Consider the following 19,551-nt stretch of genomic DNA (forward strand, 5'->3'; position numbering starts at 1 on the left):
TTTCAGGCCTCCATTCTACGCGAAGTAGAACTATCGGCGCGCCGCGTCCCCCAGCAACCGCTGGGCAAGGTGCCGGGCTGCCCCCTTGCGGGTGTGTAACGCCACTTGAAGAATTGGACTGAGCTTGCCGCATCTGTTCTACACTGTGTAGAAGATTAGTTTTCTACGCGACGTAGAACTAAGCACCCGCTATGGGCCGCCGGACAAAGGACAGCCATGGACGCCTTGGAAATTGCACGTTGGCAATTCGGTATCACCACCGTCTACCACTTCATGATGGTTCCGCTCACCATCGGGCTTGGCCTGGTGGTGGCGATCATCCAGACCCTCTGGTACCGCACGGGAAAAGTGGAATACCTGAGGATGACCAAGTTCTGGGGAAAACTCTTCCTCATCAACTTCATCATGGGCGTGGCCACTGGTATTGTGCAGGAATTCCAGTTCGGAATGGCCTGGAGTGAGTACAGCCGCTTCGTAGGTGACGTCTTCGGCGCCCCCTTGGCCCTGGAAGCACTGCTGGCCTTCTTCGTGGAGTCCACATTCCTGGGGCTGTGGATCTTCGGCTGGAAGCAGCTCAAGCGTGGCGTGCACCTGGCGTGCCTGTGGATCGCCGTGATCGGCTCCATCTTCTCTGCGTACTTCATCATCGTCGCCAACTCCTGGATGCAGCACCCCGTCGGAGTGGAAATGGTGGATGGCCGGCCCGTCATGACGGACGCTTGGGCGGTGTTCACGAACAACACGGCATTGGTAGCCGTTCCGCACACGCTCTTCGGGGCGCTGGGCGTGGCCGGGGCCTTCCTGCTGGGCATCGCCTGGTACCACCTGTGGCGCAGGCGGCATGACGGCATTGACGTCGTTGGCAAGGACGGCAAGCTGGTGCCGGGCGAGGCTGCCATCCCCGGCCGCGACAAGACCGACTACACCGTTTGGATGCGCTCCCTCCGGATCGGAGCAGTAGTGGCCATGATCTCCTTTGCCGGTACAGCCATCACCGGCGACCTGCAGGGAAAGCTCATGTTCGAGCAGCAGCCCATGAAGATGGCCGCAGCCGAAGCCGCCTGCCACGACGGGACCGGGTTCTCTGTCCTGAGCGTGGGCAACCTCGGGGCCAAGAACTGTGACGACATCGTGGCGGTGATCGAGGTTCCCGGAATCCTCTCCTTCCTCGCCAAGGGTGACTTCACCACCGAGGTAAAGGGCGTCAACAGCCTCCTGGGCGAGTACAAGGAGAAATACGGCACCCACCTGCCGGACAACCCGCTGTACGGTGACCGGGCCGGCCAGGAGATCCAGTATGTCCCTGTCATGGAAGTGACCTACTGGGGCTTCCGCATGATGATCGGATTCGGTGGCGTCGCTGCTCTGGCAGCCCTTCTTGCCCTCTGGGTGACCCGCAAGGGAGTTGTTCCCGAATCCCGGTGGCTCATGCGCCTGGCAGTGTTTGGCATCCTTGCTCCGTTTGGCGCAAATGCGGCCGGATGGATCTTCACCGAGATGGGCCGGCAGCCCTTCGTGGTGGCACCGAACCCGGACATGAACGGCATCGACCAAGTGTTCATGTTCACGGCCGCCGCCGTCTCCCCGGGCGTAAGCGCCGGCGAAATCATGGGCTCGTTGGTGGTCCTGACTGCCATTTACGCCGTACTCCTGGTGGTGGAGGTCAAGCTGCTGGTCAAGTACGTCCGAGGCGGTGTCGCTTCCGCCATGCCGGAACTGGCCCACGGCAAGGACGACGGCGACGACCATGACTCTTCCGCCCCGGACAAGCGCGACGACGTGCTGGCCTTCGCCTACTAGAGACAGAGGAAACCACCAATGGAACTGTTGCCTACAATCTGGTTCGTGGCCATCGCTGTGTTGTGGACCGGCTACCTCTTCCTCGAAGGCTTCGACCTGGGCGTCGGGATGCTCATGAAGCTCTTTGCCCGGAACAACACGGACCGACGCGTGCTGTTGAACACTATCGGACCCGTATGGGACGGAAACGAGGTGTGGCTGCTGACGGCGGCCGGAGCGACCTTCGCGGCCTTCCCGCTCTGGTACGCGTCCTTGTTCTCCACGCTTTACTTGCCCCTGCTGCTGGTCCTGGTGGCCCTCATCTTCAGGGCTGTGGCTTTCGAATACCGCGGCAAGGTGGACACCGAACGCTGGCGCAACGGGTGGGACTGGGCCATCGCTTTGGGCTCTTTCGTGGCCGCCTTCGGCATCGGCGCCGCGCTGGCACTGACCACCACGGGCCTGCCCATCGACGCCAACGGCGACCGAACTGGAGGTCCGCTGGCCTGGTTCAGCGGCTATGCGCTGTTGGGCGGCCTGGCTGTGGTGGCGTTCGCCCTGGTGCATGCCTTGGCATTCCTCGCCTTGAAGACCGACGGCGAAGTGCGGCACCGGGCGCGCCGCTGGTTCGTGCGCTTGGTTGCCGTGGCCGCATTGCCCCTGCTCGGGTGGATGGTTGCCGTGCAGTTCCTGAGCGGAAAGCCGTGGACCTGGGTGCTGGTGGTTGCCGGCGTGGCGGCCGTGGTACTGGCATGGTTGTGGGCCCGGAAGGGTTCCGAGGGGCGGGCGTTCGGGGCCACCGGGGCGTTCGTTGTGTGCGCTACCGCCTCAATCTTCGGGGCAGCGTTCCCTGTGGTCATCCCGTCCACCCTTGATCCTGCCTTCAACCTGACCATCTCCAACGCCTCATCCTCGGACTACACCTTGGGCCTGATGAGCGTCGTGGCGGCGGTGGGCCTTCCGCTGGTCATCGCATACCAGGCCTGGACGTACTGGGTCTTCCGGCGGCGGGTCAGCTCTTCGCACATTCCCGAGGCCCACGGCTTCCTGCCCGCCATCGCATCCAAGGTGCTGCTGAACGCGGGTCCCCAGCAGGATCGGCAGCAGCCCGGTAACGCCTCCAGCCCAGGAGTCTAGCCCTCCATGAAACCCGTGTTCCCCTCCGGTCCTGCAACCCGCGCCGCTCTCTACGGAACAGGCGTCCTGTCTGCACTCAAAGCACTGGCCCTGGTGCTGATGGCCCAAGCCGTGGCCGGGATGCTCGCGGGCCTTGCCGGAGGTGAAGCTGACTGGCATGGCGGCCTGGTGTGGGGTGCCGCGGGTGCAGTGCTCAGGTCCTTCGCCGTGTGGGGCCAGGGCATAGCGTCCCGGCGTGCCGCCCTGGGCGTCAAAGAGGAACTGCGTGCGCAACTCCTGCGCAAAGCACTGACCGACGGCGGAGCCTCCACAGGTGCCAGGGTCAACGATGGCGGACTGGCCATTCTCGCCACCCGGGGCCTGGACGCCCTGGACGACTACTACACGCAGTACCTCCCTGCCTTGGTCAACTGCGCAACCATACCCCTGTTGGTGGGCGCGAGGATTCTCTGGGCGGACTGGGTCAGTGCTGTGGTCATCGTCCTGACCGTGCCTTTGGTGCCGCTTTTCATGGTCCTCATTGGGCGGCACACCGAGGACAAGGTCCGCGAGGCCCAAGCCACGCTGCGCACCCTGTCCGGCCACATCCTGGAGTTGGCCAAGGGCCTGCCCGTCCTGGTGGGCCTGGGAAGGGCAGGCGACCAGCGCGCCGCCTTGGAAGACATCTCCGAGCAGTACCGGTCCCGGACCATGGGCACACTGCGTACCGCGTTCCTTTCAGCCCTGGCCCTTGAACTCATCGCCACGATTTCCGTGGCGGTGGTGGCAGTGTTCATCGGCGTGCGGCTGGTGGGTGGGCACATGGCCCTCGAAGCAGGACTCCTGGCCCTGATCCTTGCGCCCGACTGCTATCTGCCACTCCGCGAGCTCGGTACCGCCCACCACGCCAGCGACGACGGGCGGGAGGCCCTCGAAACCACCAACGCCGTGCTGGCCGCCCCCGCCAGCATCCCCGTCACCGGTGACCGTCCCGGTATGTCCGGGCCGGCCGACGTCGTGGTTACCGATCTGGTGGTGGGCTACGCGGGAAGGCCGGGACCCGCCGTCGGGCCTTTGACGTTCACCGCGCCAGCGGGGCGGGTTACCGCCCTGGACGGTCCAAGCGGTGCAGGCAAGACCACTGTCCTGGCCGTCCTGGCCGGCCTGGTGGGCAACGGAGCCGACGCATCCGTGGCCGGCACCGTTGCGGGTGCCGGGACCGTTGCCTGGGTTCCACAGCATCCGGTCATGGCGAGCGCAACGGTGCAGGACGAAATCCTGCTCTATCTCGGCGAAGCATCGCAGGATTTGGCGATTGTTTCCCGGTTGCTGGACCAGGCCGCGGCAGGACATCTGGCAGGCAAGCACCCGGCGGAACTGAGCCCAGGGGAGCTGCGTCGGGTTGCCTTGGCGCGTGGGCTCGCACGCCTTGAGTCAGGAGCCACGTTGCTGCTCCTGGACGAACCAACGGCCCACCTGGACCAACAGTCAGCAGCCGTGGTGCGATCCGTCATCGGGTCCTTACGCGGCCGTGCCACGGTGATCCTGGTGGCCCATGACGCCGCGACGCGACGGCTCGCCGACCACACCGTCCCCCTGGGGCGGGCCGGCGAACGTGCGGCCCAGGTGCCGGAACCCCTGTTGTCTGCCAGCGGAACGGGGGACCTGGGGGCGGACGTCACCGCGAAAGCGCGCAACGGTGTTTCCGGTACCGGTCGGACGGCGATTTTGGCGTCCCTGGGCTCCGTCCTGAGGCCGGTCCGCTGGAAATTCGCCGGAGCCGCCGGGGTGGGCGTACTTGCCGCCCTATTCGCGGTGGCGTTGTCCGGTTTGTCCGGATGGCTCATTATCCGGGCAAGCGAACAACCACCCATCCTCTACCTGCTGGGCGCGATCGTGGGGGTCCGCTTCTTCGGCATTGGCCGGGCCGTGCTCCGGTACACCGAACGGCTGCTGACCCACGATGCCGTGTTCGCGGCGATGGGCCGTTTGCGTGGCTCCTTGTGGGCGGCGTTGAGCCGCCGCGCACTGGCCCTGCGCAGATTGCTGCAGGGCGGAAACGTCCTGGGTTCGGTGGTGGATGACATCGACACCCTCCGGGACCTTCTTCCCCGGGTGGTTCTTCCGCCCCTGGCAGCCGCAGGCGTTGCGGCCGGCGCCATCATCGCCACCGCATTGGTGCTGCCCGCCGCACTGCCGGCCACCCTCTTGGCGGCCGCCTTCGGCCTGGTGGCGGCTCCGTTGCTTGCACTTTTCGCTGACCGCAATGCCGCGGCGGCGGAACAGAAACTGCACGCCACCATCCTGCGCGGAACCGCAGCGGCACTGGAAGCGCGCGCCGAACTCGCCGCCAACGGTGTGGCGGGGCCCGTCCTGGAGGCGCTCAAGGAGCAGGACCGTGAAGCCACCCTCGCCGCGCAACGGTCCGCATGGGCCGAGGGGCTGGGCCAGGCCACCATTGTGCTGGCCTGCTCGCTGGCCGCGTTGTGGACCGGAGTCCTGGGCTCCGCGCCGTCCCTGGACGGTACAGTCAACCCCGCCTTGGTGGCCGTGATCGTCCTCATGCAACTCGCCCTCGTGGAACCATACGCCGGAGTGGTGCCGGCCATCCGCCAAGCCCCTGCGCTCGCAGCCGTCCTGCGGCGGGTGGCCGGCTCAGGAGCGCTGGACGCAACCAGGCCCGGGCAAGCCGACGACGGCGGCATCCACCCGCTGCCCGACCGGGACGGCGGCCCGGGACTCGAGCTGATGGACGTCTCCGCGGCCTGGCCGGGCGGCCCTGAGGTCTTCTCCGCGCTGTCCGCCGAGGCTGCGCCCGGACGGTGGCTCGCCGTCACCGGACCGTCGGGGTCGGGCAAGTCCACGTTGCTGTCGGTCCTGCTCGGTTTCCTCCGACCGTCCTCGGGGAGTGTCCGGCTAACCGGGAGCGCCGCATGGTGTCCCCAGGAAGCACACCTCTTCGACTCCACCATCCGCGGCAATCTCCTCCTGGCCAGGCCCTCGGGAGACAAGCCGGATGAAGCTGAGATGCGCAAGGCCCTTGCGGACGTGGGGTTGGATTCCTTGGTTAGTGGCCTGCCGGAGGGGCTGGATACAAGGATCGGTCCCGGCGGGGCCTTCCTCAGCGGAGGTGAACGGCAGCGGCTTGCCATGGCCAGGACACTCCTGACAGGGGCGCACGTGCTGCTGCTCGATGAACCGACTGCGCACCTGGATGCAGCCTCCGCGCGCGACATGATGGCGACCCTTCGGCACGGACTCCGGGATGTCACGGTAGTGCTGGTGACGCACAATCCAGCGGACATCTATGCCGGTGATGCCCGGTTGGAGCTGCAGGTCAAGTCCAGGGTCGCAGCTGAACTGGTGACCCGCCACACTCCTCAGTAGCCTGTTGGCATGGCCGAAGAGCACCCTCATAACGTTCCGCCGCACGACGACATGCCGGCAGCCGAGCCAACGGGCCTGCGGTGGCAAGCCGCCAGCGTGGACCAGCTCGATAACTGGGCCGCACTGATCGCCCGCACGGCCGCCGTCGAGCATCCTGCGTGGTTCGAGAAGTCCGGCGACCTGCTCCACATCCTTGAGTCAACCACCAACGATGCACGGACCAGCACGCTCCTGGGCCTCGACAGCGACGGTGTGGCCCGGGCCTACGGCCGCATCACCAAGAACCCGGACGGGGACAAGGCCACCGCCATGGGCTGCGTCGATCCTGGCTGGCAGCGCCGGGGGATCGGCACGGCCGTCCTGGCCTGGCAGGAAGCGCGGACCATCAATCGGTTCGCCGCGGACGCCGGGGCAGGGCACCTGGCGTCACCGCCCCGGCTTCGGGTGCGGACGGAGGAGCAGCACCGGCACCAGGCGGCGCTGCTGGAATCGCGCGGCTATGCGGCTGTGCGTTGGTTCAATGAGATGCACCGTCCACTGTCGGTTCCCGCGCCCCTGGCGCAGCTCCCTCCGGGACTTGAACTGCGGACCTTGGACTCCACGTTGCACGAGCAGGTCCGTTTGGCACACAACGATGCGTTCAGGGACCACTGGGGCAGTGAACCTCGGGACCGGGAATCCTGGCGATTCACCATGGAAGAGCCCACGGCACGGCACGACTGGAGCACGGTGGCCATCGACACGGCCTCGGGGACGGTGGCGGGATACCAGTTGGCCAGCTTCGACCCCGATGCTGCCGCTGACCGCGGTTTCACCGAGGGCTACACGGAACTGCTCGGTGTCCGGCGCGAATTCCGCGGCAGGGGGATCGCCCAGGCCCTGCTGGCCGATGCCATGCGCAGGTTCGCGGTGGACGGCATGGACATTGCCTCGCTGGATGTGGACTCGGCGAATCCCACGGGAGCGCTCGGTTTGTACGTGGGTATGGGTTACAGGCCGGTGAACCGGAGCATTACGTGGGAGAAGCGGTTGTAGCGCTGGCCTTCAGCCGTCGACGTCGTGCAAATGATGGACGACGTCGTGCAGGAAGTACTGCGAAAACGTCAGGACCGTGAAGGACGAGCCGTTGCTCCGCGTGCCGGTCCGCTCCCATTCATCCTGGACTACGCGTGCGAACGACTCAGCCACCTGCTCGCCTTCGGTGACCAGTTCGTCGGCGACCTGGCCGGCGTCGGAGGATCCGTAGTCGCCATCGATGGCTGCCTGGTCCTGGTCCCAGTTGTCGAAGGCCGCATTTTCCTGCGTGAGCATCAGGTTCAAGCGCTGGCCAAACAGCTCGAAGACATCCCTGACGTGGCACGCGTATTCCACGGGGGACCATGTGTGGTCATTGGGCCGGGTTGCCGCATCCTCCCGCTTGAGGACCGAACGCCACCGCGGAAGCATGCTCCGGACACTTCCGGGCACGGTCGCTGGTGTGACCGTCGAAGCATCGAATCCACATTCGGGGCAGGGCTCGGCGAGCACCCACGTCCAGTCTTTGTCCTCAGGAATGATCGGCATGCCGCCAGTCTATGCGGCTTCCTGTCCCATACTGCGCAGGCGGTTAAACAGGTGCCGTTTGCCGATTGCTTCGCGTCGGCGCAGGAGTAGAGTTCGTTCCGGGAGGAGAGCCGGAAAGAGAGAATCATGCTCAAAGATCAGCAAGTGGCTGCCGTCCTGCCAGCATCGGACATTGCCCGGGCCCGCGCGTACTACAGCGAAAAGCTCGGCCTCGAACCCGACAATCCGGACGACGACGACAACCTTCAATACAGGTGCGGAGATGGCACGGGATTCTTCGTTTACCAAACTGCCAACGCCGGAACAGCCAAGAACACCCAGATGGGCTGGAACGTGGATGACCTTGCCGCCACAGTCGCCGAACTCCGTGGAAAGGGCGTGGTTTTCGAAGACTACGACTTCCCCGGGCTGAAGACAGAGGACGGCATCGCCACCATGCCCGATGGCACCGCGGCGGCCTGGTTCCTCGATACCGAGGGAAACATCCTGAGCCTGAACCAGATGGGCCGGAACGGCTGACACCAACGGGACGGGCCGGCAGCCTACTGAGGCCGCCGGCCTTTCCTTTGCCCCGCCTACGCGCCGTCCGGAGCGTTTTCGGGCCACGCCATGCTCGGACCGATCGCTTCCACCGGCTGGGACAACGGCACGCCGGACCCATCCCTTCGGCCGTGTTCATGCGGAAGGGCCCGGGCAACGCCTGCGGCGGTTGACGCCTTGGCCGGGCCGTGCCCTGCCCACGCCAGCAGCAGGGTGTCTTCGCCCTTGAGGAAACGGTGGGCGCGGACACCGCCGGTGGCGCGGCCCTTGGCCGGATACTCGTCGAAGGCAGTCACTTTCGCCGTGCCCGGGGCCGTTCCGGGCAGGGCGCCAACGGTTCCGGCGATGGTCACCACGACGGCGGCAGGATCGTTCGGGCGCACGGCACCGAAGTGGATCACTTCGTCTCCCGCAGCCAACTTGATGCCTGCCATGCCCCCTGCCGTGCGGCCCTGCGGCCGGACGTTGGACGCACTGAACCGCAGCAACTGGGCTTGCTTGGTCAGGAAGACGAGATCGACGTCGTCCTCCTGCGCCGGTTCCACGGCGAGGACGGTGTCCTTGTCCTTGAGTGAGATGATCTCCCAGTCCTCCCGGTTCAAGGGATAGTCGGGCTGGACGCGCTTCACCACGCCCTGCACCGTGCCGATCGCCAGGATCTGGTCAAGCGGGACGAAGGCCACCAAGGCCTCGCCCTTGAGCAGCGTGATGAATTCCCTGGCCGGCACGCCGCCGGCCAGGTTGGGCAAACCGTTCACCGGCGGAAGAACAGGCATGTCCATCACTTGCAGCCGGAGCATCCGGCCGGTGGAGGTCACGGCGCCGATTTCGCCGCGGGCCGTGGTCTTGACCACCGAACGGAACACATCGTGTTTTGCGCGCGGACCCGATTCGGCGAGGGGTTCCTGGTTGGAGGTCCGGGCGATCTGGCCGGACATGCTGAGCAACGCCCAGCAGGGGTCGTCCGGAATTTCCAAGGGAAGCGCGGCGGCCTTGCCCTTGGGGCCCGGGGCTGCAGACGCCAGGGCAGCGGCGACCGTAGGAGACACGGCCTCGGATTCCAACAGGACTGTCCGGCGCGGAGTTCCGTACTTCTCCGCGATCTCGGCCAACTCGCCGGAAACCAGCTCACGAAGCAACTGGTCGCTGCCCAGGATCGCCTCAAGGGCTTCGATTTCCCTGCGCAACTCGTCCTGCTCTTTCTCCAGCTCGATGCGGGAGTACTTGGTGAGCTGGCGAAGGCGGAGCTCCAGGATGTAGTTGGCCTGGATCTCGGTGAGGTCGTAGATGGACATCAGGCGTTCGCGGGCCGCGGAAGCTTCATCGGAAGACCGGATGATCTGGATGACTTCGTCGATGTCCACGATCGCGATCAAAAGGCCCTCTACCAAGTGGAGGCGGTCCTTCTTCTTGCCCAAGCGGAAAGCCGTTCGCCGGCGGACCACGTCGAGGCGGTGGTCCACGTAAACCTGCAGGAGCTGCAGGAGCCCAAGGGTCTGCGGCTGGCCGTCAACCAGGGTGACGTTGTTGATACCGAAGGAATCTTCCATCGGGGAGAACCGGTAGAGCTGCTGGAGGACGGCGTTGGGATTGAAGCCGTTCTTCAATTCGATCACCAGGCGCAGGCCGTGGTTGCGGTCCGTCAGGTCGACGACATCGCTGATGCCGGTCAGTTTCTTGGCGTTGACCGCATCCTTGATGCGCTCGATCACCTTCTCAGGGCCAACCATGTACGGAAGTTCCGTCACCACCAGGCCGGTGCGCCGGGCAGTGAGCTGCTCCACCTCAACCTTGGCCCGGGTCTTGAAGGAACCGCGCCCGCCCGCGTAGGCGTCGCGGATGCCGTCCAGGCCGACGATCCGCCCACCCGTGGGCAGGTCCGGACCCGGGATGAACCTCATGATGTCATCCAGGGTGGCCGCGGGGTTGGCGATCAAATGCCGTGCGGCCGCGATGACTTCCACCAGGTTATGCGGAGCCATGTTGGTGGCCATTCCCACGGCGATGCCCGTGGTTCCATTCACCAGGAGGTTGGGGAACGCCGCCGGCAGGACTTCGGGTTGGGTCAGTTGGTTGTCGTAGTTCGGAACGAAGTCCACCACGTCTTCGTCGAGGTGGTCGGTCATGGTCAGGGCTGCTGCGGCCAGCCGGGCTTCCGTGTAACGGGGCGCGGCCGGACCATCGTCCAGCGAACCGAAGTTGCCGTGGCCGTCGATCAGCGGCAGGCGAAGGGAGAAATCCTGCGCCATGCGCACCATGGCGTCGTAGATCGCGGCGTCACCATGGGGGTGGAGCTTACCCATCACTTCGCCCACCACGCGGGCACTCTTGACATGGCCGCGGTCGGGGCGGAGGCCCATGTCGGCCATCATGTAGAGGATGCGGCGTTGGACGGGCTTGAGGCCATCACGTGCGTCGGGAAGGGCACGCGAATAGATCACCGAGTAGGCGTACTCCAGGAAGGAGCCCTCCATCTCGGAAGTGACGTCAATGTCGACGATCGTCTCGGTGAAATCGCCGAGGGGCTCGCCTTTGCGTGCTGAAGTTTGGCTGCGGGCCATGGGTGTGGTGGATCCTTGAAAGTTGTACTGCGGATGTTTAGCTAGGCTAAGCCTATGGTGGATCAGCCCGGGGTCGGCATTTATCCGGAATATTGGGAGGCCGATGTCGTCCTGCGCGACGGCGGAACCGCCCACCTTCGCCCCATCCGACCGGAGGATGCGGACGCTCTGCAGGCCTTCCACGCAGGCCAGTCGCAAGCCTCCATCTACATGCGGTTCTTCTCCTTCAAGGCCAAGCTCTCCGGCAAGGAAGTCCGGCGCTTTACCGAAGTGGACCACGTCAACCGCGTGGCGTTCGTCATCACCATCGGTGGCGAGATCGTGGGCGTCGGGCGCTACGACCGGCTGGACGACCCGGCCGAGGCCGAAGTCGCCTTCAACATCTCCGATTCCCATCAAGGCCGCGGCATCGGCTCCATCCTGCTGGAGCACCTGGCCGTCGCTGCACGGGAAAACGGCATCCGGCGCTTCACAGCGGAAGTCCTGCCGGAGAACCGCAAGATGCTCATGGTCTTCGCGGACGCCGGTTACGACCTCACCCGCCAGTTCGACGACGGCGTCGTCAGCGTCGAATTCAACATCGATCCCACCGAGAAGTCGCGGGCCGTCATGGAGGCACGTGAGCACCGTGCAGAGGCGCGCAGCGTGCGGGACTTGCTGGCGCCGTCGTCCATCGCCGTCATCGGTGCAAGCCGCAAATGGGGCACCGTCGGCTACCAACTTCTCGAACACCTCATCGAGGGTGGCTTCAAAGGACCCGTATACGCCGTCAACCCGGAGGCGTTCGAACTGGCAGGCATGATCTCCTTCGCCCGCCTGTCCGAAATACCAGGACCGGTGCAACTCGCCATTATCGCGGTTCCTTACGAGGAAGTCCCCGGAGTGGTGGACGATTGCGCGGCTGCCGGCGTCAAGGGACTCGTCGTGGCCACGGCGGGCTTCGCGGACGACGGCGAGCGGGGCCTCGCCCGTCAGCACGAACTGGTCAGGCGTGCCCGCGCCAACGGCATGCGCGTGATCGGCCCTGAGTCGCTGGGCATCCTGAACACCCACCCGGACATTTCCCTCAATGCCTCCATGGCACCAACCATGCCGCCCCGGGGAGGGCTTGGCCTCTTCAGCCAGTCCGCAGCAGTGGGGGTGGCAGTCTACGCGGCCGCGAGCCGGCGCCGCCTCGGACTGTCGTCGTTCCTGTCGGCGGGCAACCGTGCCGACGTCTCAGGCAACGATGTCATGCAGTTTTGGGAAGACGATGCGGACACCTCCGCCGTCGGGCTTTACCTCGAATCCATTGGCAACCCCCGCAAGTTCTCCCGGCTCGCCCGACGGTTGTCACGCAGCAAACCCGTGATCGTCGCGAAGTCCGACGTGACCGGCCTCAGGCTTCCACCCGGACACGAAGTCCGGACCACCCAGGCGCCCGCGGCGGCAGTGGATGCCATGATGCGCCAGGCCGGCGTGATCCGCGTGGACACCATAGAGCAGCTCATGGACATCGCCCAGATCGTCTCCACCCAGTCGCTCCCGGCAGGACCCGGAGTGGCGGTCTTCGCCAATTCGGTGGCTCTTGCCACGGTGGTGGCGGACGCCGCGGCCCCCGCCGGACTCGACATCAGGCGAACCGTCACGGACGTGGACCTCGACGCCGGGATGTCGCTTGCGCTGCCGGCTTTCCGCAAGAGCCTGCGGGACATCCTCGCCGACGAATCGGTACATGCCCTCATTGCAGCGCTCCTGCCGGCGCGGGGCTTGACGGTGGCGGCACTCGCAGAAGTCCTTGCCGAGTGTGCTGCGGAGGCCGGCAAACCAGTGGTGGCCGCGTTTACGGGAATCCTGGATCCTTCCGTGCAGCTTGAGGGCATGGTGGGGCAGGAAGGCACGCCGCAACTGCCTTGCTATTCCAATGCAGGGTCCGCGGTGGCCGCGTTGTCCGCGATCGTCCGTTACGCGCAATGGCGTGATCGCGACCAAGGCCTGTTCGTAGAACCGGACGGATGCGATGTCGAGGGCACCCGGGAGGCGTTGGCATCGATGCTGTCCGGGGTGACAGGGGAGAAACTGCGAAAACTCGACGCCGGCGCTGCCGCGGCGTTGCTGGCCGGCTACGGAATCGGCGTGGTGCCGGCGATCGGCTTCGGCACGCCAGAGGAGGCCGTCGGGGCGGCCGAATCGATTGGATGGCCAGTGGTGCTGAAGACCACGGACCCTGCGCTGAGGCACCGGCTGGACCTGGGTGGGGTACGCCTGGACATCCAGGACGCAGCATCCCTTCGCCAGAACATCGAACAAATGCGCCGGGCGCTGGAACCGTATGGATCCTCGTCGCTGGAAGTCCAGGCCATGGCTCCAGTAGGCCAGGCCTGCACCTTCCGGGCCATGGAGGACCCCCTGCTGGGGCCGGTAGTGTCCTTCGGCCTGGCAGGGGACGCCGTAAACCTCCTGGACGATTGGGCGCACCGGGTTCCGCCCCTGTCCGCCGCCGACGTGCATGACGTCATCCGGTCGCCCCGGGCATCCCGGAAGCTGTTCGGATACCAGGGCCTGCCGGCGGTGGACGTCCCGGCCTTGGAAGACGTGGCGGCCCGGTTGGCAAAACTCAAGGACGACCATCCGGGGATCGCCCTGATCGAGTTCAACCCCGTGCTGGCCGGCCCCAACGGAGCAACCATCCTGGGGGCCGAAGTGTGGATCGGCAATGCGGCGCAACGTACGGACAGCGCGCGCCGGGCCATGCGGAACTAGCCCCTGACCACGCACGGCATGCGTTTGCTGCTGTGGGATGCGGTTAGGAAGTCACCAAGCGATCTGTGAAAATGGGGGAATGAGCACCCAGTCTCCGACGCCTCAATCCCGCCCGTCCAACACCGGGCACCACACTGCGCGCAACCACAGCTCCCAAGCACAGAGCCTGGACCAGGCCCTGCAGCAGGCAGGTTTCTACCCGCGACTGGTGGCCGACGTCGTCGATGATGCCTTGGACGGCCGTGATTGCCTGTCCCACCTGGTGCACCTGGAAACCCATTTCGACAGGGCCGAGGTCCGGCGCCACATCACCGTGCTGGTACTGACGGAGGACATGCTGGTCATCACCCACGTGGACGACCAGCAACTGGATGAGGCCGGCGAGCAGATCGTCGCGCAGATTTCCACGGAATCGGTGCCCGTGGCCCAGATCCGTTCCGTCGTGCTGAGCTACATGTACTCCCAACCCCAGGACTACAAACCGTCCGATCCTGTCCGTGAGCTGACGCTCTCCATTGCCTGGTCCGGTGGACAGCGGCTGGACATGGGCCCGGCCAGTTGCGGCGATCCGCAGTGCGAGGCCGACCACGGGTACACGGGAACCATTGCCCAGGAGGACATTGTGCTGCGCATCAGTGCCGAGGCGGACGGGCTCCAAGCCGTCCAGGATGCCAAGGTCTTCGCCCGGGCCTTGCGCGCCGTGAACACGGGCGTTTCCACACCGGTTCCGCATGCCGGCATACCTGCGCCGCGGCCACGCTCAGGTGTCTTCAGCAACCGCCTGGGTCGCGGACACCAGCGTTGAAGGCGGCGGGGCCAAACAGCGCCAACGCCGTGGCCGACGTGCCTTCACCGCCGCTGTTCGGCGATAAGTCGATCGCGGAGGTCCTGACCAGCGCAGCCGCCAGCCTGGGCGTTCCCGGGTTCGCCAACAAACTCCAGCTCCCGTCCAGCCAGCGGGTTTGCGTGGTCCTGGCCGACGGATTGGGCCGTGCGCTCCTGAAACAAAAGGCATCGCATACACCGTTCCTTCGCTCGGTCCTCGCGGCAGGCCAGGGCAACGTCCCCACATGGATCGATTCGGCCTTTCCGAGCACCACCGCGGCATCCCTCGCCAGCCTGGGGACGGGTTTGCCTGCCGGAAGCCACGGCATGGTGGGTTACGACGTCCTGGATCCCGCCCAGGACAAAGTGGTCAACCTGCTCGGCAACTGGGATGCCCATGTGGATCCCGCCCGTTGGCAGCCCCACCCCACAATCTTTGAGCGGGTGTCCGCCGAGGTGGATGTGGTGACGGTGAGCCTCCCGCAGTTCGGCAACTCGCCCATGACACAGGCCGCACTTCGGGGCAGCCGCTTCGTCGGTGGCACAACACTCCATGCGCGGACGGCTGCTGCTGCCGAGGCGATGGCGTCCGGCGGGCCGTCGTTGATGTACTTCTACGTCAACGAGCTGGACAAGGCGGGCCACCGCCACGGCTGCCAGTCGGAGCGCTGGGAGCACCAACTCGAAGAGCTCGACGCCACGGTGAAGCGCTTGTCCACGTCCCTTCCCGCGGGCACCACCATCCTGGTCACGGGAGATCACGGAATGCTTGACGTTCCGGAGTCCCAACGCATCGATTATTCGGCCGATGCGTCCCTGGTGGAGGGCGTCCGTCATACGGCCGGAGAGCCGCGCATGGTCCATCTGTACCTTGAGCCGGATGCAGGCGAGGCCACGCGGGAGTCACTCATGGCGGCGTGGCGGAAACGGTTCGGGGAGCGGATCTGGTTCTTCACCCGCGAACAGGCCCTCTCGGCCGGTTTGTTCGGCGACGTCGAGGCACAGGTGTCGCCGCGCATCGGCGACATCATGGTGGCGGCACGGGACACGCTGGCGTTGTACGACACCCGGCGTGTCCGGCCAACGTCCCTCGAAGTAGTAGGTCAGCACGGCTCCCTGACCAAGGCCGAACGCGAAGTTCCGTTCCTCTGCCTTTCCGCCACCGGCAAGAAGGGTGGCCGTGGCTGAGCTGGTCTTCTTTTCCGGCACCATGGACTGCGGGAAATCGACGCTCGCGCTGCAGATGGACCACAACCACCGGGCACGGGGCCGGGGAGGCGTGCGTTTCAGCTGTAATGACCGGGCGGGGGAATCCATCATTTCCAGCAGGCTAGGGCTGCAGACCGATGCCGTGGAGGTGCACGGCTCCACCGATTTTTGGGATGAGGTGGTGGTCCGGCGGACCAGCGGACTCCGGGTTGACTACCTGATTTGCGACGAAGCCCAGTTCTATTCCGCGGCCCAAGTGGAGCAACTGGCCCGCCTGGTGGACGAGATGGATGTTGATGTTTTCGCCTTCGGGATTACCTCGGACTTCCGCACCAGGCTCTTTCCCGGTTCGCAGCGCTTGATTGAACTCGCGGACAAAGTCCAGGTCCTGCAGGTAGAGGCCCTGTGCTGGTGTGGCCGCCGCGCCACGCAAAACGCCCGGACCGTGGACGGCATCATGGTGGTGGAGGGCGAACAGGTCATGGTTGGCGACGTCGCGCCGGGGGATGACGCAGCGCCGGTAGCCGGAGTGGTGGAGTACGAGACACTCTGCCGCCGGCACTACATGCGACGCGTCACCGCCCACGGTGCCAACCTCATGGCAGGTTCCGACCAAACATTGCCGTTCGACATTGAGGCATGCCTATGGCCGGGGGCAGGGGAACCGCGGGGGAGTTAGTCTCCCCGGGCCCCGAAGACGATCTCGTCCCAACTGGGGATGCTGGACCGCTTGGGCCGCGAAGGCTGGCGTTCGGCCGGTGCCTCGTCTGCCTTCGGAGCGGGGCGGTCCTTGGGGCCGGCAGCGGAGCCATCGGTCGGCGCGGGGTGGCGCCGGGATCCGGCCGTGGCTGAACCACCCAGCAACTCATCGAGGCCGGCCCGCTGGACGGGGCCCTGGCCTGGAACGTCGGCTGCGCCGTCTGCCTCTTCGTCCGCAACGGGTGTATCGGCCGACGTCGGCGGTTCGTCAAGCGGGGGAACCGGCCGCAGCGGGCCGGCGACGACGGTTATTTCCCGCGTTTCGGTACTGACGCCGTCGTGCAAGCGAAGGGAGTCGTCGGCGTCGTCGGATTCAACGTGCCGGGGTGCGAGGCTGAGCCGCGACAGGATGGACGGGCGGCCGTCCACGCGCCCAGGTTCGGTTGCCGGCTGGGTATCCGGTGCGATGTGATCCCCGCCGGTTTCGTCGCGCTGATCCTGGCCTTCGTCTTCGGGTCGGGGGTGCGCGGCCGGGACGTTGCTCAACAGGACGGCCAAGGCGTCGTCGGCGTCTTCGTCCACGCCAAGGCGCTGTCCACGCCGCGAGCGAAGCATCTCCAGGAGGTTGTCCGAATCCTTGGCAGACGCCCGCACGGAACCGCCGGGGTCTGCTTCGACGTCGAAAGGCCGGTCCGAGACAGCCGCAAGCCGCCGCGCTGGAACAGGGCCGTCCAACGGCTCGAGTTCGCTCAACTGCTGGGCCCACCGGTTGGCGTTGTGCAGGGACTTCCGTTGCGGACTGAAAGTCCACATGGCAGGAGGTTCTTCGCCGATGGTCCCGTCGGAGCCGGGTACGGTTTCAAAGCGCGCGACGACGGTCCAGGTGCCGTCGGTGCGGCGCCAGGAATCCCATTCGACGGTGGCAGGGTCGATGCCGTGGGCAGACAACCTGTGTGCGACCATCTCGCCCAGGGTGGCGGGGTTGTCCCCGAATGCCGAACGGTGGGCGTCATGGCCAGGGGAGGGAGCAGCCACTTCCACGTTGCGGGCCTGCTGTGCCACATACTCGCGTTCGGCGAGGACCGGTCCTTCGTAGCGCTGGACGTTCGCGAGGGGTATGCCGGACAGCTCGGCCACTTCCGCGGCGGTTGCACCGCTGCGGATCCTTGCCTGGATGTCCCTCGGCGACATGGCCACGGGAGTGATGGAGGCGCGTGCTGCGACCTGCGCAGGGGTCCGGCTCGCCGCGGCCCGCAAGGCCTCGTCGATCGGAAGCTGGAACATCGCACCGCCGGGACCGCTCAAGAGGAGATGCCCGCCGTCGTCGTGGACGCCTACCAGCCGTAGATCCTGCATAACACCCTCCACCACATGGCATAACTGACATTCGAAACTCTGCCACCCACGGTGCCCTTTTCCTACTAGGAGAAAGGGCGTGCCGTGATATTCCGGCGAAAACAGCCTTCTTCGCGGTTGGGAGAGGCCACTGGCGGAGCTATGGACAATCGTGTGTCAGGGGAGGAAAATCTGGCCGATACCGGGCACAAATCCGGGGAGTCCGACGTTACATCCCTACAGCCGCTGCGGGCTGCGAAGCCCACCGCGGAATTCCAACCGCATCAAGCATCGAGGATAAGAAAGACCATGGCCACGGACTACGATGCCCCTCGGAAGACCGAGGAAGACGTCAGTGAGGACTCGATCGAGGAACTCAAGACGCGTCAGTCGGGAAAGCAATCCTCGGCTGTGGACGTGGATGAAACGGAACTGGCTGACGGCTTCGAACTGCCGGGAGCCGATCTTTCAGGCGAAGAGCTGCTCATCCAGGTCATGCCGGCCCAAGCCGACGAGTTCACTTGCTTCAACTGCTTCCTGGTGAAGCACCGTTCGCAGATCGCCGCCGAGCGGAACGGCCATCTGTACTGCACGGAGTGCGAAAGCTAGGAAACCTGCTGCCCGCCCAGCGCGGCAACCAGCTCCTGTGGTTTGCGGGAAGAAGCAATCCAGTAAGGCGTGCGGTCGGCGGGATCGGTGATTTCGATCTTGACCACGGGATCGATCCAGCCTCGGAAGCACATGTACGCCAGGCCATTGAGGCGCGGACCGCGTTCCGCGGTTGCTTCGGCTTTGGTAAACGCCTCAACGGATCCAACGAACTTCCGGTCGATGCTGGCCCGGCCCACGCGAAGGGTGTCCTCGGTGACGGAAATCGTGGGGGTGGAGAGCACCAGCAACGTGGTCATGATCGCCAGGAGCACCAGTGCGGCGATGACGCCTGCAGCGGGGCTGATGGGGGCGAACATCAGGATCCCTGCGCCCGAGAGGCCAACCACGACGATCCAGATCCAGATGGTGGGCCACAGCTTTTCCTTGAACAGGACCTCTCCTGGAGTGGAGGAGTTCCGGGCAGGCAAAGGGGCGGACTGGTCAGGCGTAGGCATGGGTCCAGCTTATCCGCCGTCGAGGGGAGGTTGCTCCACGTAGAATGGACCACTGTGAGCAACGAGACCGCAGTATTCAGTAATGATTCCCTTTCCACGGAAGCCGGAAGCGGTGACACCGCCTCCTACGGTGCGCCCACGCTCGAGGTACAGCTGAAAATGCTCGACGCAGGCTTGGAAGCGCCCTCGTATGCCCACCCGGGTGATGCCGGCGCTGACTTGCGGGCCCGCGTAGACGTGTTCCTGGCTCCGGGGGAGCGGAAACTTGTTCCCACCGGTGTCTCGATCGCCCTCCCCAACGGCTTTGTTGCACTGATCCACCCCCGTTCTGGCCTGGCCACCAAGCACGGACTGACGGTGGTGAATGCTCCGGGAACGGTCGATGCCGGGTACCGGGGCGAAATCGCCGTCACTTTGCTCAACACCGACCAAAGCCAGGCGATTGAGCTCAAGCGCGGGGATAGGATTGCCCAAATGGTGATCCAGCGCGTGGAATATGCCCGCTTCGTCGCCGTTGAGGAGCTTTCCGATTCCGTCCGTGGGACCGGCGGCTTCGGTTCCACCGGTGGCTTCAACGCTCCGGTGGCCTGACCATCCACAACCCAACCAGGCAGGTGCGCAGGCTGTTGCCCCCCGCATTGCCGTACTTCGGCATGGGTGCGGTTTACTTGGGGATAGACCACTACTAA

The 19,551-nt window shown here is 65.5% G+C and carries 15 protein-coding genes; 11 read left to right on the top strand and 4 right to left on the bottom strand.

Going from position 1 to position 19,551, the window contains the following annotated elements; translation table 11 throughout:
* Positions 1-216 precede the first annotated feature (216 nt).
* The 4 genes from ACIPV6_RS15235 to ACIPV6_RS15250 are packed head-to-tail and all read left to right on the top strand — an operon-like array spanning position 217 to position 7,317.
* Complete coding sequence (locus tag ACIPV6_RS15235; RefSeq protein WP_400271672.1) at positions 217-1,800, top strand: cytochrome ubiquinol oxidase subunit I; 1,584 nt, start codon at positions 217-219, stop codon at positions 1,798-1,800.
* Positions 1,801-1,818: 18 nt separating this feature from the next.
* On the top strand, positions 1,819-2,916 hold the full coding sequence (gene cydB / locus ACIPV6_RS15240) for a cytochrome d ubiquinol oxidase subunit II (RefSeq protein WP_400271673.1): 1,098 nt from the start codon (positions 1,819-1,821) through the stop codon (positions 2,914-2,916).
* 6 nt (positions 2,917-2,922) lie between these two features.
* A complete protein-coding gene (gene cydD / locus ACIPV6_RS15245; RefSeq protein ID WP_400271674.1) occupies positions 2,923-6,282 on the top strand; it encodes a thiol reductant ABC exporter subunit CydD in 3,360 nt (1,119 codons plus the stop codon).
* A gap of 9 nt (positions 6,283-6,291) precedes the next feature.
* The gene (locus ACIPV6_RS15250; RefSeq protein ID WP_400271675.1) at positions 6,292-7,317 is read left to right on the top strand and encodes a GNAT family N-acetyltransferase; all 1,026 of its coding nucleotides are present in this window, start codon (positions 6,292-6,294) and stop codon (positions 7,315-7,317) included.
* 9 nt (positions 7,318-7,326) lie between these two features.
* Here the strand turns inward: ACIPV6_RS15250 and ACIPV6_RS15255 are convergent, their stop codons facing one another.
* Positions 7,327-7,845, bottom strand: coding sequence for a DinB family protein (locus ACIPV6_RS15255; protein WP_400271676.1), 519 nt, complete (start codon positions 7,843-7,845; stop codon positions 7,327-7,329).
* 126 nt (positions 7,846-7,971) lie between these two features.
* Here ACIPV6_RS15255 and ACIPV6_RS15260 point away from each other — a divergent pair, with 126 nt between their 5' ends.
* Positions 7,972-8,364 carry a VOC family protein gene (locus tag ACIPV6_RS15260; protein ID WP_397322819.1) on the top strand — a complete coding sequence of 131 codons (393 nt, stop codon included), beginning with the start codon at positions 7,972-7,974 and terminating at the stop codon, positions 8,362-8,364.
* A 56-nt stretch (positions 8,365-8,420) separates the two neighbouring features.
* Here ACIPV6_RS15260 and ACIPV6_RS15265 read toward each other — a convergent pair whose 3' ends face one another.
* Positions 8,421-10,946 carry a DNA topoisomerase (ATP-hydrolyzing) subunit A gene (locus ACIPV6_RS15265; RefSeq protein ID WP_400271677.1) on the bottom strand — a complete coding sequence of 842 codons (2,526 nt, stop codon included), beginning with the start codon at positions 10,944-10,946 and terminating at the stop codon, positions 8,421-8,423.
* 54 nt (positions 10,947-11,000) lie between these two features.
* Between ACIPV6_RS15265 and ACIPV6_RS15270 the strand changes: the two genes are divergently transcribed.
* From ACIPV6_RS15270 to ACIPV6_RS15285, 4 genes are all read left to right on the top strand, one after another.
* A complete protein-coding gene (locus ACIPV6_RS15270; protein ID WP_400271678.1) occupies positions 11,001-13,688 on the top strand; it encodes a GNAT family N-acetyltransferase in 2,688 nt (895 codons plus the stop codon).
* Between the two features lie 79 nt (positions 13,689-13,767).
* Entirely contained in the window at positions 13,768-14,493 is a 726-nt protein-coding gene (locus ACIPV6_RS15275; protein WP_397322816.1) for a DUF5998 family protein, read from the top strand.
* 29 nt (positions 14,494-14,522) lie between these two features.
* Positions 14,523-15,701, top strand: a complete 1,179-nt coding sequence (locus ACIPV6_RS15280) for an alkaline phosphatase family protein (RefSeq protein ID WP_400271679.1) — start codon at positions 14,523-14,525, stop codon at positions 15,699-15,701.
* Positions 15,694-16,401 (top strand): thymidine kinase, encoded by a 708-nt coding sequence (locus ACIPV6_RS15285; protein ID WP_400271680.1) that lies wholly within the window; start codon positions 15,694-15,696, stop codon positions 16,399-16,401. Before ACIPV6_RS15280 ends, ACIPV6_RS15285 begins: the two co-directional genes overlap by 8 nt.
* On the opposite strand, the gene sepH is transcribed toward ACIPV6_RS15285, so the two are convergent.
* Positions 16,398-17,777, bottom strand: coding sequence for a septation protein SepH (sepH, locus tag ACIPV6_RS15290; RefSeq protein WP_400271681.1), 1,380 nt, complete (start codon positions 17,775-17,777; stop codon positions 16,398-16,400). The genes ACIPV6_RS15285 and sepH overlap by 4 nt on opposite strands.
* Positions 17,778-18,065: 288 nt before the next feature.
* Here sepH and ACIPV6_RS15295 point away from each other — a divergent pair, with 288 nt between their 5' ends.
* Positions 18,066-18,365: a DUF4193 domain-containing protein gene (locus ACIPV6_RS15295; protein ID WP_397322811.1), complete on the top strand. Its 300-nt coding sequence runs from the start codon at positions 18,066-18,068 to the stop codon at positions 18,363-18,365.
* Here ACIPV6_RS15295 and ACIPV6_RS15300 read toward each other — a convergent pair.
* Entirely contained in the window at positions 18,362-18,862 is a 501-nt protein-coding gene (locus ACIPV6_RS15300) for a DUF3093 domain-containing protein (protein WP_400271682.1), read from the bottom strand. The two genes, ACIPV6_RS15295 and ACIPV6_RS15300, sit on opposite strands and share 4 nt — an antisense overlap.
* Positions 18,863-18,916: 54 nt before the next feature.
* Between ACIPV6_RS15300 and dut the strand changes: the two genes are divergently transcribed.
* Positions 18,917-19,453, top strand: a complete 537-nt coding sequence (dut, locus tag ACIPV6_RS15305) for a dUTP diphosphatase (protein ID WP_400271683.1) — start codon at positions 18,917-18,919, stop codon at positions 19,451-19,453.
* Positions 19,454-19,551: the final 98 nt, after the last annotated feature.

Origin of the sequence: Paenarthrobacter sp. NPDC089988, assembly GCF_044748465.1 — a bacterium.
Taxonomy (GTDB): domain Bacteria; phylum Actinomycetota; class Actinomycetes; order Actinomycetales; family Micrococcaceae; genus Arthrobacter.

Coding starts and splice junctions, on each gene's coding strand:
- ACIPV6_RS15255 (WP_400271676.1), bottom strand. CDS start 7,845: ATGCCGATCATTCCTGAGGACAAAGACTGGACGTGGGTGCTCGCCGAG.
- ACIPV6_RS15275 (WP_397322816.1), top strand. CDS start 13,768: ATGAGCACCCAGTCTCCGACGCCTCAATCCCGCCCGTCCAACACCGGG.
- ACIPV6_RS15265 (WP_400271677.1), bottom strand. CDS start 10,946: ATGGCCCGCAGCCAAACTTCAGCACGCAAAGGCGAGCCCCTCGGCGAT.
- ACIPV6_RS15235 (WP_400271672.1), top strand. CDS start 217: ATGGACGCCTTGGAAATTGCACGTTGGCAATTCGGTATCACCACCGTC.
- ACIPV6_RS15295 (WP_397322811.1), top strand. CDS start 18,066: ATGGCCACGGACTACGATGCCCCTCGGAAGACCGAGGAAGACGTCAGT.
- ACIPV6_RS15260 (WP_397322819.1), top strand. CDS start 7,972: ATGCTCAAAGATCAGCAAGTGGCTGCCGTCCTGCCAGCATCGGACATT.
- ACIPV6_RS15300 (WP_400271682.1), bottom strand. CDS start 18,862: ATGCCTACGCCTGACCAGTCCGCCCCTTTGCCTGCCCGGAACTCCTCC.
- ACIPV6_RS15250 (WP_400271675.1), top strand. CDS start 6,292: ATGGCCGAAGAGCACCCTCATAACGTTCCGCCGCACGACGACATGCCG.
- cydB (WP_400271673.1), top strand. CDS start 1,819: ATGGAACTGTTGCCTACAATCTGGTTCGTGGCCATCGCTGTGTTGTGG.
- cydD (WP_400271674.1), top strand. CDS start 2,923: ATGAAACCCGTGTTCCCCTCCGGTCCTGCAACCCGCGCCGCTCTCTAC.
- ACIPV6_RS15270 (WP_400271678.1), top strand. CDS start 11,001: ATGGTGGATCAGCCCGGGGTCGGCATTTATCCGGAATATTGGGAGGCC.
- sepH (WP_400271681.1), bottom strand. CDS start 17,777: ATGCAGGATCTACGGCTGGTAGGCGTCCACGACGACGGCGGGCATCTC.